The 16399-nt window shown below is 62.9% G+C and carries 4 protein-coding genes; all 4 read right to left on the bottom strand.

What is annotated here, in order from left to right; all coding sequences use genetic code 11:
* The coding region (locus tag ACXPVS_RS23345; RefSeq protein ID WP_458512002.1) for an amino acid adenylation domain-containing protein at positions 1–8649 on the bottom strand (8649 nt) is incomplete at its 3' end.
* 58 nt (positions 8650–8707) lie between these two features.
* On the bottom strand, positions 8708–11788 hold the full coding sequence (locus ACXPVS_RS23340) for a non-ribosomal peptide synthetase (protein ID WP_458512001.1): 3081 nt from the start codon (positions 11786–11788) through the stop codon (positions 8708–8710).
* Positions 11789–11900: 112 nt separating this feature from the next.
* Positions 11901–12947: a TauD/TfdA family dioxygenase gene (locus tag ACXPVS_RS23335; RefSeq protein WP_458512000.1), complete on the bottom strand. Its 1047-nt coding sequence runs from the start codon at positions 12945–12947 to the stop codon at positions 11901–11903.
* 17 nt (positions 12948–12964) lie between these two features.
* Positions 12965–16393 carry a condensation domain-containing protein gene (locus tag ACXPVS_RS23330; RefSeq protein WP_458511999.1) on the bottom strand — a complete coding sequence of 1143 codons (3429 nt, stop codon included), beginning with the start codon at positions 16391–16393 and terminating at the stop codon, positions 12965–12967.
* Positions 16394–16399: the final 6 nt, after the last annotated feature.

The raw sequence follows: 16399 nt of genomic DNA, 5'->3' as shown, positions 1-16399 counted from the left end.
CGCCGGGTGTTGGCTCATGAAGCGGCGCACCAGATCCGCCGGCAGGGCTTCACCGCTGGCAAATACCTGACGCAGGCTGTGGCAGTTGACCAGGCTTGGCTCGTCGACAAACGCACGCAGCATCGACGGCACGAAGTGCAGGGTGGTGACCTGCGCTTGCTGGATCAATTGGCTGAGGTACGCCGGGTCGCGATGGCCGTCCGGGCGAGCGACCACCAGCGTGGCGCCGGTGATCAGCGGCCAGAAGAATTCCCACACCGACACGTCGAAGCTGTACGGGGTCTTTTGCAGTACACGGTCGTTCGGGCCAATCGGGAAGGCGTCCTGCATCCAGTGCAGACGGTTCATCAAGGCGCCGTGTTCGTTCATCACGCCTTTGGGTTGGCCGGTGGAACCGGAGGTGTAGAGCACGTAGGCCAGGTCGCTCGGGCTGACGCTGATCGGTTCACCGCTTTCTGCTTTTGGCAACGCATCCAGCGTCCAGGCGTTGTGCCCGACCGGCAAACGCGACCGCCACTGGTCTTGGGTCAAGGTGACCTGAGCATCAGCGTCCGCGATCAGGAACGCCAACCGTGCAGCCGGCAGTTCTGGATCGAGCGGCAACCACGCCGCGCCGGCATGCACGATACCGAGCAAGGCCACGACCATTTCCACGGAGCGCTCCATGCACACCGGCACGATGGCGCCGCAGCCAATACCGGCCGCGCGCAAGGCTTTGGTGACGGTTTGCGCGCGTTGATCGAGCTCGGCATAACTCAGGCACTGGCCTTCGAACACCAGCGCCGGGGCGTTGGGGCTGAGGGCCGCTTGCTGGGTCAGGGCCGTGTGCAGATTGGTCGGGCCGCTGTAGTCGCGTTCGGTCGCGTTCCACTCGACCAATTGGCGTTGACGCTCCGGCACCGTCAACGGTGACCAGTTGCCAAGGCGGGCCTGGGGAGCATCGAGCATGGTTTCGAGCAACTGTTGCCATTGCACCAACCAACGGCGAGCCGTGGTTTCGCTGAACAGCGCGGTACGGTATTCGAGCAACACCGACAGCACTTCGCCGTCATGCACTTCCCAGTTCAGATCGAATTTGGTCGCCTGAGCAGTTACCGCTCGTTCGCGGACCTGCAATTGCGGCCAGTGACTGGCCGATGTATCGGCGTTCTGCATCACGAACAACACCTGGAACAACGGTGTCTGAGCGAGGCTGCGTTCCGGCGCCAGGTGTTCGACGACCTGATCGAACGGCACGTCCTGATGCTGCTGGGCGTCCAGCACGTTATTGCGCATCTGGCTCAGCAAGCCTTCGAAACTCAGCGCTGGGTCGAGATCGGCGCGCATCACCAGTGTGTTAACGAAGCAACCGATCAGCGGCTGCAGTTCGGCCAGCGGACGCTGGGCGACCGGGCTGCCGAACCGCACGTCGCGCTGGTTGGCGTAACGCCCCAACAACAGCTGCGCCGCACTGAGCATCAGCATGTACAGGGTGGCGCCGCGTTGCTGGGCGAACTGCCGCAAGCGTCCTACCAGTTCTGGTGGCAACTGCAGTTGTACCGCGCCGGCAACCGGGTCGAGCTGGTTTGGCCGCCCCTGTTCGGTGGGCAGGTCCAACAGGTAATTGCCGTCTTCCAGTTGTGTGCGCCAGTACTCGAGTTGACGGTGGAACAGCGCCTGTTGCCCTGATTCACGCTGCCACAACGCGTAATCCGGGTATTGCAACGCCAGGTTCGGCAGTGTGGCGACGCTGTTCTGGCAGTGGGCGGTGTAGAACTGCGCCAGCTCATCCAGCAAGTTCTGGCTGGACGCATCGTCGGTGGCGCAGTGATGCACGGTCAGCAACAGCAACGCTTGGGCGCGGCCGCGGCGTTGAATCAGCGTGGCGCGGATCGGCACTTGGGTGGCAAGGTCGAAACGCTGCCCGGTTTCGGCGTGGATCGCTTCGTCGGTCAATTGTTGCCAGCTGTCGTCGGTGGCCGCGACCAGTGCCGTCACGCGCAAGGTGAGGTTGACCTGCGGTTCGATGATCAGCGCCAACTCGCCCTCGGTCTCACGCACGATACGGCTGCGCAGGACTTCGTGACGTTGAACCACGCTGTTCAAGGCGCACTGCAAGGCTTGGGTGTTCAGCTCGCCGTCGAACTGCACGGCGCTGACCACGTTGTATTCGCCACCGCCAGCGCTCAGTTGTTCGAGGAACCACAAGCGTTGTTGTTCGAATGACAAGGGCAAGCGCGCCGGGCGTGCCGCCGCGACGAAGGTCGCCGCCGGGGTTTGCAGCGGATCACCCAGCAACGCGGCCAAAGCGTCAAGGCTCGGGTGTTCGAACACTGCCCGCAGCGCTGGAACCGTGGCGAACTGTTGGCGCAGACGGGCAAACAGCACCGCCGCCAGCAGTGAGTGGCCCCCGAGATAGAAGAAGTGGCTGTCGCGCCCGATCTGCGTCAGCGGCACGTTCAGCAGCTCGGACCACAGGGCGGCGAGTTGCTGTTCGGCGGCGGTGCGTGGTGGGTCCTGGGCGTCTGGCGCGGCTTGAATGTCCGGTGCTGGCAGGGCCTTGCGATTGAGTTTGCCGTTGTCGGTCAGCGGCAACTCATCGAGCAGCACAAACGCCGACGGCACCATGTAGTCGGGCAGGGCGGCGCCGATGGTTTTGCGCCAGGCGTTGATATCGGCCTGCTGGTCGCACGTGACGTAAGCCACCAGACGCTTGTCGCCGGGCACGTCTTCACGGGCCAGCACCACCGCCTGACGCACGCCCGGTTGGGCGCCGATCAAGGCTTCGATTTCGCCCAGCTCGACGCGGAAACCACGGATTTTCACCTGATGGTCCATGCGCCCCAGGTACTCGAGCTGACCCTCGGGTAGCCAGCGCACCAGGTCGCCGGACTTGTACATGCGCGCATTCGCCAGCGGCGAGAATGGATCGTCGATGAATACTTTCGCGGTCTGTTCGGCGCGGTTGAGGTAGCCCTGGGTCACGCCGGCACCGCCGATGTGCAGTTCCCCCGGCACGCCGACCGGCATCGGGTTGAGAAAAGCATCGAGCACGTAAGTGCGCACGTTGGCGATCGGCCGCCCGATGATCGGGCGTGCCGGGAAGTCGTCCACCGCACAACCGGTCGCATCAACGGTGCATTCGGTCGGGCCGTAGGTGTTGAAGAAGCGGCTGCCGACAATCGATGGCAGACGCTGCCAAAGTTGTGCATCCACCGCGTCACCACCAAACAGCACAAAGCGCGGCAGATACACTTCGCCACGGCGTACGCCGTCGCTTTCGAGCAAGGCCTTGAGCTGCGCCGGGGTGCACTCGAAGGCTTGCAGGCGGGTGTCGCGGAAAAACTGCGCCAGGGCCTCGGGGTCGTAGCGCACCTCTTCCGGGGTCAGGTACAGGCTGTGGCCATCGAGCAACAGGATGAGTTCGGCCACTGAACTGTCGAAGGCAAACGAATAGTTGAAACTGGTGAGCATCGGCTGATCGGTATAGCGCCGATACAGGCCATGGATGCGCGCCCACGCCAGATTGACCACCGAGCCGTTGGTGACCAGGGTGCCCTTGGGCTTACCGGTCGAACCGGAGGTGTACATGATGTACGCCAGATCATCAGGACCGGCTAGCGGCGCGAGGTTGTTGTGCGGCTGATCGGTGAACAGGGCAGCGTCGCTGTCCAGGCGCAGACGCGGCAGTTCGGCACCCAATTGCTCCAGCAAACCCTGTTGGCCGAGAAACAGCGCCGGTTGCGCGTCTTCAAGCATGTACGCCAGACGATCCACCGGATAGGTCGGGTCCAGCGGCACATAGGCGCCACCTGCTTTGAGAATGCCCAGCAATCCGATCAACAACTCCAGCGAACGCTCGACACACAGCGCCACCGGACGATTGGCGACCACGCCGCGACTGCGCAGGTAATGCGCCACCTGGTTGGCCCGACGGTTCAGTTCGGCGTAGCTCAGGTTGCGACCTTGGAAACACAGCGCGTCGCGCTCCGGTGTGCGCTCGGCCTGCTGTTCAAACAGCTGGGCGAAGGTCAGGTGCTGTGGCACCTCCATCTCGGTACGGTTCCACTCGACCACCGTGCGCTGCCATTCCGCGGCCATCAGCAGTGGCAGGGCAGCCACCGGGCGTTGCGGCTCAGCGAGCATGTGCTCAAGCAAGTGCTCCAGGCGGGCGAGGGTCTGACGGGCGCTGTCGGCGGCGAACAGGTCCAGGGCGAACATCAACTCCAGCTGAATCGGCGCATTGGCCGGGCACAGCACGTGCAGATCCAGATCGCATTCGGAATGCTTGAGCGGTGTGTCGAGGGCTTCGAACTCCAGCCCCGGGAAGCGCAAGCGCGACTCCATGGCCAATTGCTGCGCGACCATCACTTGATACAGCGGCGCATGGCTGAGGCTGCGTGGCAGTTGCAGGCTGTCGACCAATTGCTCGAAGGGCAGGTCTTGATGCTGCAAGCCTTCGCGCAAACGCTTGGCCACCTGACCCACCAGCGCGGTGAAATCCGCTTGCGGTTCAAAGTCGGCGCGGATCGCCAGGTTGTTCAGCAAAATACCGAGCAGGCCTTCGGTGCCCGGTTGTTCGCGGTGCGTGACCGGGGTGCCGATCAGCACCGTGGCATCGCCACTCAAACGGTGCATCAGCACCGCGAAGCCGGCGAACAACACGGTGAACGGCGTGGTGCCCTGGCGACTGGCGAAGGCTTGCACCCGGCCACTGAGGTCGGCACTGAGTTCACGCTGTACGATTCCGGCACGGTAAGTTTGCATCGACGGCCGTGGATGGTCGGTCGGCAGGGCCAGCAATGGGTTGCCTTCGCTGTTGCGTCGATCCAGCGTGGTGGTCCAGTAATCGAGCTGGCGCTTGAGCTCGGCACCTTGCAGGTGTTCGCGCTGCCACAGCGCGAAGTCAGCGTATTGCACCGGCAACGCCGGCAGTTGGGCGGGGGCGCCATTGCAGCGGGCTTCGTAACCCAAGGCCAGCTCGCGCAGGGCGATAGTGGCCGACCACGCGTCAGAGACCAGGTGATGCAGGGCGATCCCCAGCACGTGTTCACCCGGCGCCACACGTAGCAGACGCGCCCGCAGCAGCGGTGGTGAAGTCAGGTCGAACGGTTGCTCAAAGGTTTCTTGCAGGGCATTGAACTGCGCACCTTCACAAGCAGTGGCGCCCAAGCCCGACAAATCATCGAACGGCAATGCAATGTTCAGCGATTCGCTGATGTGCTGGCTGGGTACGCCATCGGTGCTGCGGATGCCGGTACGCAGGATTTCATGACGCACCAGCAAGTCATTCAAACTCGCATGCAGCGCTTCGACGTTGAGTTCACCTTTGAGGTGCAGGGCGAACGGGATGTTGAACAGCGTCGTGCCCGGCGTCAGTTGCTCGATGAACCACAGGCGCTGTTGCGAGAACGACAGCGGCAGCAGCGTCGGGCGCACCTGGGCTTTCGGCGCGCTGATCGCGACAGCTTGCGGTGCGGCGGCGTCGGCCTGGCGGGCGGCGATGGCCACGGCCAGCAGCGCCACCGTCGGTTGTTCGAACAGCACCCGCAACGGCAGGTCGAGTTTAAAATGGCTGCGCAGGCGCGCAACGATCTGGGTGGCCAGCAGCGAGTGCCCGCCGAGGGTGAAGAAGTTGTCTTCCACGCCAACGGTGTCGCGACCCAGGACGTCGGCCCAGACTTTCGCCACGGCGGTTTCCAGTTCGTTGCGCGGCGCGATGCTTTGCTGGGTGTCGGCCTGCCAGTTCAGTTCCTGAGCGGCCAGGGCCTTGCGATCGACCTTGCCATTGTTGTTCAGCGGCAAGCGTTCAAGGCACACGAACGCGGCCGGCACCATGTACGGCGGCAATTGCGCTCGCAGATGTTCGTTGAGTCCGTCGCTGCCCAAGGTGTCGTCATGGGCCGACCAGTACGCCACCAGCCAGGCTTCGCCAACGCTGTTTTCGCGCAGCAGCACGGCAGCTTCGCGCACGTTCGGGTGCTGCGCCAGACGGTGTTCGATTTCGGTCAGTTCGATCCGGTGCCCACGCAATTTCACCTGCTGGTCGCGGCGGCCGAGGTATTCAATCACGCCATCGACGCGCCAGCGGCCCAGGTCGCCGGTGCGATATACGCGCCCCTCAAGCTGAGGATGGTCGATGAACGCATCAGCGGTGCGCTGCGGATCGTGCAGGTAGCCGCGACCGACGCCGACGCCACCGACACAGATTTCCCCGGCAACGCCAACGGGCACCGGCCGCAAGGATTCGTCCAGCACATACAGGCGGTTATTGGCGGTCGGCTGGCCGATGGGCATGTGGCTGACGTTGGCGTCCGGTGCTTCGAAGATCGGCTGGAAGGCCACGTCGTCGGCGCATTCGGCGGGACCATAGGCGTTCATCAAGGCGATGTCGGGGAAGCGCGCAAACCAGTCTCGGGCCACGGTCGGCGGCAGCGCTTCACCGGTGGGCAGCACCCAGCGCAGGTCGGGCAGTTGCAGGTCGCACGGGCACAGCGCAAGCAGTGTGCGCATCAGGCTCGGGACGATTTCCAGCACGCTGAGGCGTTCGCTGGCGATCACTTGCAGCAGGCGTTGTGGGTCGTGCGCCACGTCGTCCGGCAGGATGTGCACCGTGGCGCCCAGTACTGGCGCGGCGAGGAACTGCCACACGCAAATGTCGAAGGCCACCGACGCGGTCTGTGGAATCCGGTCTTCGGCGTTCAGCCCCAAGGCCGGCACCTTGCCGAAGATGTTATTGAGCATGCCCCGTTGCTCGATCATCACGCCTTTGGGCGTACCGGTCGAACCTGAGGTGAACAGCACGTAGGCCAGGCTGTCCGGGCCGCCCGCCAATGGCAGCGGCGTATCGTTTTCACCAGTCCAGCAGGCTTCGGCGAACAGGACCTTTGGCGCCTGGTCGAGGCCGCTGAGCAATTGGTCGAGCAGCGCACTGCATTCTTCACTGGCCACCAGCAACGGCGCACGGGACAGACTGAGGATTTCCCGCAGGCGTTCCGGCGGATGATTGACTTCAAGCGGCAGCATCGCGGCGCCGGCCTTGAACACGGCAATCATCATGGTCAACAGCGCCAGGCCACGCGGGGCCACCAGCGCGACCAGTTGATCTTCACCGGCACCGGCTTCGCGCAAGCTGTGGGCCAGGCGAGTGGATCGCTGATCCAGTTCGGCATAGGTCAGCGATTCACCGTCACAGATGGCGGCAATCTGCCCGCCGCGTTGGTCGACCTGGGCGGCAAACAGTTCGGCGTAGCTGTGATCCAGCGGAAAGTCGTGCGGGTTTACCGCCCACTCACCCAGCAGTTGCTGGCGCTCATCGGCAGCCAGCAGTTCGAAACTGCCCAGTAGCGCCTCCGGTGCGGCAAGCATGCTGCGCACCAGACTGGCGATATGGCCGAGCAAACGCTGCACGGTCGGTGCCTCGAAACGCTCGCGGTCGTAAGACACCCGAATGCCTAGCTGCTCGCCGGGCAGGATCACCACAGTCAAGCCGTAGTGGGTGTGTACGCTGTGGTCCATGCCTTCGAGGCTGAACTGGAAACCGCCTTCCAGAATTTGCTCGTCGATCGGGGCGTTTTCGAACACCAGAATGCTGTCGAACAGGGTTTCACCCCGGGGGAAATCGCTCCAGCCTTGAATGTCGGTCAACGGCGTGTGTTCGAAGTCGCGCATGTCGACGTTCAACCCTTGCAGCGCACTCAGCCAACTGCCCAACGATGCTTGCGGGTCAACTGACACACGCAACGGCAAGGTATTAATAAACAGGCCGATCATTTCTGCGACGCCGGTCAGCTCTGCGGGACGACCCGCGACGGTGACGCCGAACAGCACGTCCCGTTGACCGCTGTAACGTGACAACAACAGCGACCAGACACCCTGGAAGAAGGTGTTCGGCGTGATCCGGCGGCTACGGCAGAATGCCGCCAGAGCCTGGGTTTCTGGTTCGGTCAGGTGAATCAGTTGATCGTCCACCAGCACCGCGTCGGTGTAGCGGTCGCGGGCCACGCCGTTGTCCACGGTCAGTGGTGTTGGTGCATTCAGCCCTTGCAGCTGGCCGCGCCAGAACTGCTCGGCCTTGCCTGCGTCCTGGCGTTGCAGCCACTGGATGTAATCGCGGAACGGGCGCGGGCTCTTGAGCGCAGGCGTGCGGTCGTTGCACAGCGCCTCGTAGACTTTGAGGAAGTCCACGGTCACCAGGGAAATGCACCAGGCGTCCATCAGGATGTGATGGAAACTGCGAATGAATTCGTAGGACTCATCGGCCAATCGCACCAGGCGAAAGCGAATCAGCGGCGGCTTCGACAGGTTGAAACCGGCTTTCTGCTCCTCTTCCAGCAACGTGCGGATCCGCGCTTCCTGTTCATGCGGCGCGAGCCCGCGCAGGTCAAGGGTGTCCAGCGGAACCTTGACCTCGCGATGGATCACCTGCACGGGTTGCTTCTGGGTTTTCCACTGGAAACTGGCGCGCAGGGAAGGGTGCAGCGCCACCACCTGGCGCCACGATTCAAGGAACGCCACTTCATTAATGGCACCGCCGATGCGGTAGCGATCCTGCATCAGGTACACGCCGGAATCTTCGTGCAGCAGGGAGTGGAACAGCATCCCTTGCTGCAACGGCGACAGCGGGTAGATGTCTTCAATCGGATTGGCGGTGGTTTTTTCGGTGGTCATTGAAAACGTCCTGCAAAAAAAGGGGCAACGGCGATGGCGCGGCGGCGAGGGAAACCGGTCACAGGTCGGCCTCGTTCAGTTGCGCCATCAGCGCTTGCAATTCGTCATCGGACATACCCGAGGCGCTGAACTCGGTGCTGTCGGCTTGCGGCTCAATGGCAATGGCGGCCAGCGGCTGTGCGACTTCGGCCATGGCAGCAATGGTCTGGCGTTCGAACACATGTTTGGCGGAAAGCGCGATGCCTTGCTCGTGGGCCTGGGCCACTACTTGCAGGCTCAGGATCGAGTCGCCGCCGATGGCAAAGAAGTTCTCGGTGACGCTCACGGTCGGCAGCTTCAGGACCTTGGCGACGATGGCTTGCAGGGTGGCTTCCAGCGCATTGCGCGGTTCTACGTGGGCGCCTTCGTCGAACTGGTCCGGGTCAGGCAATTGGCGAATATCGAGCTTGCCGTTGGGCGTGCGCGGGAAGGTCGACAGGGTCAGCACCCGGGCCGGCACCATGTACGACGGCAGACGTTCACCGAGGAAACGCTTGATCGCTTCCGAGTCCGGCGCGTAGCCATGCGCCGCCAGCATGTAGGCCAGCAGACGCTTGCCGGCGGCGTGCTCTTGCACGATCACCGCGGCTTCGCGCACGTCGCTATGGCTGCACAATTGACGCTCGATTTCCCCGAGTTCGATGCGGTAGCCGCGCAACTTGACCTGATGGTCCTTGCGGCCGAGGAACGCCAGGCGCCCATCAGCCAGCCAGCAGGCCAGGTCGCCTGTGCGGTAGGCGCGGGTGCCATCGGCCAGGGTGACGAAGGCCTTGGCGGTTTCTTCGGGCTTATTGCGATAACCCCGCGCCAGCGTTGGGCCAGCGAGGACGATTTCGCCCGGTTCGCCGATGCCGCTGGTGACGCCGTGTTCGTTCAGTACGCGCAGGTCCATGCCGGCAATCGGCCGGCCAATGGTCAATGTCCGGCTCGGGTCCAGCACTTCATAAGTGGCCCAGACCGTGGCTTCGGTGGGACCGTATTCATTCACCAGTCGCGCGTGCGGCAAGGTCTTGCTGTGCTGGGCGATCAACGATGGCGGGCAGGCTTCACCGGCGACAATCCAGCACTCAAGGCTGTCGGCCGCCCCCGCACGCTGTAACTGATCGAGCAAGGCCTGATACAGCGACGGTAGCGATAGACCGTGGCTGACCCGATGCTGGGCAATCAACTGCGCCAGACGGGCCATTTCAAGCTCTTCGCCGGTCGCTGGCAGCACCAGACGCCCGCCCTGGGCCAGGGTCCAGAAAATCCCGGCCACCGAGCTGTCGAAGGCAAATGAAGACAACAGCAGGTAGGCGCGTACAGGCGCTTCATAAGCGGCCATGCGTACCTGCGTGGAGAAACTCAGTGCACCGTGGCTGATTTCCACGGCTTTCGGTGCGCCGGTGGAACCGGAGGTGTAAATCAGATACGCCAAGTCGTCTGCACCGGGCATGGGCAGAGGCAGCAGGTCGTTGGTGTTGGCGGTCGTCAGGTCATCCAGCACGAAGCGTCGCAGGCTGGCGGGCACGCTGTCGGCCAACTCGGCGCTGACCACGATGTGTGCAATGGCACTGTCGGCGAGCATGTAGGCGCGGCGATCCGCCGGGTAGGTTGGATCAATCGGCACATAAGCGCCACCGGCCTTCAACACCGCAAGCATGGCGGTGATGGCGGCGTTGCTGCGGGCGAACAGAATGCCTACGGGCACGCCCGGGCCGATCCCGGCCGCCGCCAGTTGATGGGCCAGATAAGTCGCGCAGGCATCGAGCTGGGCGTAGCTCAGGTCGCCGTCCTTGTCGCTGAGCGCGATAGCGTTTGGCTGCTGCTGGACCTGACGGGCAATCAGCTCGACCAGGGTCACCGGCTCAATCGACGGCACGCTCGGTTGGGCACCGATAATCTGTGCCTGAAGCGGTCCGTTCAATGGCAGATGAGCCCAGGATTGCTGCGGTTCGGCCAGCGTGCCCAGCAGCAGTTGCAGCCATTGTTCGGCGAGACAGGCTGCTGCTTCACTGCTTAACGTGTGGCGGTCGTAAACCATTTGAACGCGCAGGCTGTCGGGCAATTGACGGACGTCCAGGCAAGCCTTTACCGGGCTCATTACGGCACTGGCATGACGCTCTTGGGTATCACCCGAGCGCCAGGCGAAAGCGTAACCGTAACCGTAACCGTAACCGTCCGTCAGGCTTTGGGTGTAATAGTCCTGCCAGCCAGCCGTGCGTTCGATCATCGCGCCGACGTGCTGACTGTGCTCCAGCAGGGTCGTCTGAGCATCCAGATTGATGCACACCGGCAGGCACTGCTCGAACAAACCCAGAGCGTTTTCCAGTTCCGGGCCACGGCTTTCGTGGATCAATGTGATTGGGACCTGCTGCTGGCCGGCGAGTCGTCCGAGTACTGCGGCCCAGGCAGTCAGCATCAGGTTTGAGGTCAGGGCCGGATGGCAGGCGAGATCGGTGGGCACTGCGATCACCATGTGTGCCGGCGCAAATCCGCTGCCGATGGTGGATTCAAGCGACAGCTGCAAGGTCGCCTGCTCGGTTTCGCTCAATGGTTTCCAGAAGTTCACGCCGGGATGGTCCGGCTCGTCTTCCGTCAGGCTCCAGCGCCACTCGGCGTAATCGGCGTATTGCAGCGCTTCGGACAGGTCGGGTTGGGTGTCTTGCAGCAATACGCCCGCCAGCAGCTTCAGGCTGGCGAGGTCGAAGTGGCTGCTGGCGGCGGCCAGGTCCAGCACCGATTGTTCGTTCGACAGTTGCACCAGCGTCACGGCGAGCGGATTCGTCCAGTCGCGGGCCTGCGCGGCAAGGCGGGTCAGCTCGATGTGCTGTTCGGCGCAGCTGTGCTGACGCAAGTCCTGAACGATCACTGCCAGTGCGCCGTTGTCGTGAATCACTTGCACCGGGTGGCGTAGGCCCGGCACCGGTGTCAGGCGCGTGCGCAGGATTTCACTGTCGGCCATCAATGTCAGTAGACGGCTGTTCAGTGCGTCGACGTCCACCGGACGGGATAACGACCATTGCAAATGGCAACTGAACGAGTGTTCGACCGCGTCGTTGATGTGCGGGTACACCGATGCCTGTTGCGGCGAAATACGAAAACCTTGAAGTCCGCTCATGTTCAACTCGACTAAAAATGGGGCTTGAAACTGGGCCACGACAGCGGCGCCGAGGCTCGCCGAACAGATGTCAGGCAAGCCTCTGGCGAGCAACGGGTGTACCCGCTGAAAATCAGACGGCAACGTCACTCTGCAGCAGGGCTTCGGCCATGCCGGTCATGATTGCGCGCTTGCCGGTGAAGGGTTCACGACCGTGTACCGCGAGCATGTTGTCGATGAACAACACGTCGCCCTGCTGCCAACTGAACCGCACCAGCGAGTCGAGGTAGGCTGCTCGCAGGGACTCCAGTACTTGCGGTTCGATCGGTTCGCCGTCGCCATAAAAGGTGTTGGTGGGCAGGTCGAGGTCGTTGAAGTTGCTTTGCAGCGAATCGCGGATCGCCGGGGGCAGGGTGCTGATGTGGAAGAAGGTCGCGTGGTTGAACCAGACTTCTTCGCCGGTATGCGGGTGACGCACCAACGCCGGCCCGCGCTGGCGGGTGCGCAAGCGGTTGTTTTCTTTCCATTCCACTTCGATGCCAACGCTGGCGCAGTAGGCTTCCACTTCGCTGCGGTCTTCGGACTGGAACACGGTCTGCCACGGCAGGCCGAAACCGTCGCCATAGTTGCGCACGTACAGCACACCTTTTTCACGGAAACGTGCTTCGATCTCGGGTCTGATGCTTGCCTTCACGGCACGCGTCGAGCCGATCGGCGTTTCGCCGCCGGTTTCGGACGGGATATGGCAATAGAAGAACAAACGCAGCGGAAAGCGTGGCGAATAGGAATGTTCGTTGTGCGGGAATATCATCTGGTCGGCCGGGTAATCGGTCGAGGTGTAGATGTTGCCGCCGACCCGGGTGCGCGGCGAGGCGCGGAACATGTATTCCAGCGCGCCGGGGGAGAGGGCGGCGATCACTTGGTCGAATTGCTCCACGGACAATACGGAGAAACCGCGAAACAGCAGGGCGCCGTATTGCAACAGTTTCTTCTCCAGGCTTTCACGTTCCCGGGTTGCCCAGGCAACGAGGTCGACGCCGCTTACCGCCGGTTCGATCACCAGCGGCAAGGCGTGGTCAGGGCTAAGTAAACGTTCGCTGACCAGTTGCTGTTCCGAGACGTTCATGGCTTTGCGGCGCACAGCGCCGAGGGCGCGAGACGATGGGGGCACGATAGACATAAAGGCAGCCAACTCGGTTAAGGGGTCAAGGAACGACGTTTGGTTTGCATCAGCTGGCTGCGCCCGGCCAGGGCTTGGGACTGTTGGCGTTCGCGCTGGAACGTTTGATCCCATGCGTCGAGGCGTTCGGTCAGTGCCGGTAGCGGTTCGTCCAGCAGGTTTTGGATTTCGCCCAACAGCCGTGTCCACAGGTGTTGAAGGCGCAGGGCGCGATCCTGATCGAAGCATTCGCCGCGATATTTGAGGGTCGCGTCGATGCCTTCGGGACCGTGCACCAGATCGAGCACCAGGTGAAAATCGCCCGGTGCCTGCGCCACGTCCAGCGCGGTCATGTGCGCACCGGCGATATCGGTCGGTGTGACACGCGACGGTTGATAGTTGAGCTTGACCTGGAACAGCGGCGAGTGACCGGGGCGGCGCTTCGGTGCCAGTGCCGACACCACCAGATCGAAAGGCAGGCCCTGATGGGCATAGGCCAGTCGTGCTTCGTCGCGCACCCGTTTAAGGAAACCGGCCAGTGTTGGTTCGCCGTGCAGGTCACAGCGCAGGGTCAGCTGGTTGACGAAGAAGCCGATGACGTCGTTGTGTTCCGCCAGCGGACGGCCGCTGACATCGGTGCCCAGCAGAAACTGTTGCTGCCCGCCGAGTTGCTTGATCACCAACTGATAGCTGGCCAAAAGCAGCATAAACAGGGTCATGCCTTGCTCGCGGGCCATTGCTGCAAGGTGTTCGCAGGTTGCCTGGGGCACAGTGAAACTCAGGCTGTGCTCGCCCCGGGCCTGGCCGCTGCCACCCAGTTCGAGGGTTTGCGGCCTGTTGGCCAGATGCTCACGCCAGAAGCCTTGTTCCGTGGCGATCCGCTGTTCGCTCCAGTGCGTGGCTTCCCATTGAGCGAAATCCAGGTACTGCACCGGCAATTCGGCGTCGGTGGCGCCGGCCAGTTCCGCCAGCAGCACTTGCGCCGAGCGCCCGTCGAAGGCGATGTGGTGCAGGGTCAGGAGCAGGTCATGCTGGTCATCGTGACGGCTGAGCAGTTGCGCGCGCAGCAGCGGTCCGGTCTCGAGTTCGACCGGCGTGGCGTGTTCGTTGGCCAGGCAGTCGCTGAGGGTTTGCTGTTGCTGTGGCTCGCTCTGATCACGCAGATCGTGCCAGGCCAGCGGTACAGCCGTGGCTGGCAAGACCTGTTGCTGCGGGCCATCGACATCATCGCGATACACCGTGCGCAACACGCTATGCCGGTTGACGAGGGTGTTCAGGCGCAGCGCCAGGGTTTCGATGTTGAGCGGACCTTGCAGGCACAGGTGCAACACCAGATTGTGTCGGGTATCGTCCGGGTCCAATTGGTGCAAGAACCACAGGCGACTTTGCGCGAATGATTGACGACGTTGGCTGACGCTCGCACGCGCGCTCAATGTGCTGGTCGCTGGTGATGGCTCGCTCAAGAAAACCTGCAAGGCCCGCGCCCATTGCGCCAGGGTTTGTTCGCCGAACAGGCGTTGGGTGTCGAGGTTCCAACCCAGATCCTTGTGCAGACGGGCGGCGAAGTCGGCCACGCTGATGGAGTCCAGGCCGAGGCCGATCAAGCTGAGTTCAAAGTCTGCCGCGAGATACGGATTGACCTCGCGCAGGGTTTGCTCAAGCCATTGACGGCATGCGGGCTGCGCGAGTTGCGGCACATTGCCCACCAGGTGCTTCAGTTGAATGAGATCAATGGTTTCGCTGTTCGAGGCGATCTGCCCACCGGTCTGGGCGATAATGCTCAAGGTGCCCGCAGCCAATTGTTTACGTGCGCCTTGACGGGCGATCTTGCCGCTGGTGGTCATCGGGATGGTGCCGGCTTCCACCAGCACGATCTGATCGATGCCGCAGTCGGCGGCTTCGCGCACGGCGTTTTGCATCGACGCAAACAGCGCCGGGTGATGCGCCGGGTCGACGAACTTGCGCTGCGGCTCGGCGACGATCACCAGTTTCTCGCGGCCCAGCACCGGGTCCATTTGCGAGAACGCAGCGATACGTCCGGTGCGAATGCCCGGCTCGGCATCGGTAATGGCGAATTCGATGTCGTGGGGGTACAGGTTGCGCCCGTTGAGAATCAGTAAGTCCTTGAGCCGCCCGCAGATCACCACCTGACCTTCGTGCATGAAGCCCAGATCGCCGGAGCGCAGGTAGTTGCCGGGTTCGCCGACAATGCGCGCCTCAAAGGCTTCGCGACTGGCTTCGGGGTTTTTCCAATAGGCTTCGGCGTTGCTCGGGCCCCTCAGCCAGACTTCGCCAATGCGGTCATCGGCGCAGCGTTCGTGACTCTGAGGATCGGCAATGGCAATGTCATGCAAAGGCTGCGGGTAACCGCAGGCGACGAATTCCACGGCGGCGGCATCGATGGCCGCCAGAGCAACACGACCGGTTTCCAGCAGGGCTTTATCCAAGCGAAGCACCACCGGCAGCGCGTCGGCTGGCGTGGCGCTGACACACAGCGTGGCCTCGGCCTGGCCATAACCGGGGCTGATCGCCAATGGGTTGAGGCCGCAAGCGGCAAAGCGCTCGGCAAAGGCTTCCAGAGTGCCGGGGTGGATCGGCTCGGCGCCGTTGATTGCGTGTTGCCAGGCGCTCAAGTCGAGCTGCGCGATCAAGTTGTCGCTGACCACCCGATTGCACAGGGCATAGGCGAAGTTGGGCGCAAAACTTGCGGTGGCGCGGTAGCGGCTCAGCGCCTGAAGCCAGGTCGAGGGCGCATTGACGAATGTCTGCGACGCCATCAGGTAGCAAGGCATGCCGCTATAGAGCGGGGCCAGCATGCCACCGATCAACCCCATGTCGTGGTACAGCGGCAACCAATTGACCATGCCGCCATGCTCATCGAAACCGTATGCCTGGCGCATCAGTTCGACGTTGGCGATCAGGTTGCGCTGACGCACTTCAACGCCTTTGGGTGTGCCGGTGGAACCTGAGGTGTATTGCAGAAAAGCCACGGTTGCACCGTCGACATCCGGACGCATCCATTCACTGGCCGGCGGCAGACCGAGGTCCTGAACGGTCGACACGTCGACCTTGCCTTCCACCAGTTCAAGCAAACCCTGGCAATGATCCGCGGGCGCCAGAATCAGGCCCGGCTGTGCATCCACCACGACGTTGCGCACGCGATCCAGGTGGCGCGGTTTGCGTGACGGTGGCGGGAACAACGGCACGGCGATCAGCCCGGCATACAAACAGGCGCAGAACGCACGGGCGTAGTCGAGGCTGCTGGGCAACATCAACAGCACACGATCACCCGGCGCATAGCGCGCCTGCAGTGCCACCGCCAGCGACTGACTCTGTTCGTGCAATTGGGCAAAGGTCAGGGTTTCGCCGATTTCGACGCCGTCCGGCAAAAAGTGCAGGGCAGCACGCTGCGGGAAGTGCAGGGCGTTGGCCTCCAGCACTTCGATCCAGTGATTAAATGAGAACATGGTGGT

It is taken from the genome of Pseudomonas sp. Ma2-10, from assembly GCF_054330215.1.
The sequence above is the reverse complement of the archived record's forward strand: the minus strand, read 5'-3'. Positions and strand labels throughout refer to the sequence as shown.

Bases quoted from the DNA above. Each gene is read 5' to 3' on its own strand.
- ACXPVS_RS23340 (WP_458512001.1), bottom strand. From the start codon at position 11,788: ATGAGCGGACTTCAAGGTTTTCGTATTTCGCCGCAACAGGCATCGGTG.
- ACXPVS_RS23335 (WP_458512000.1), bottom strand. From the start codon at position 12,947: ATGTCTATCGTGCCCCCATCGTCTCGCGCCCTCGGCGCTGTGCGCCGC.
- ACXPVS_RS23330 (WP_458511999.1), bottom strand. From the start codon at position 16,393: ATGTTCTCATTTAATCACTGGATCGAAGTGCTGGAGGCCAACGCCCTG.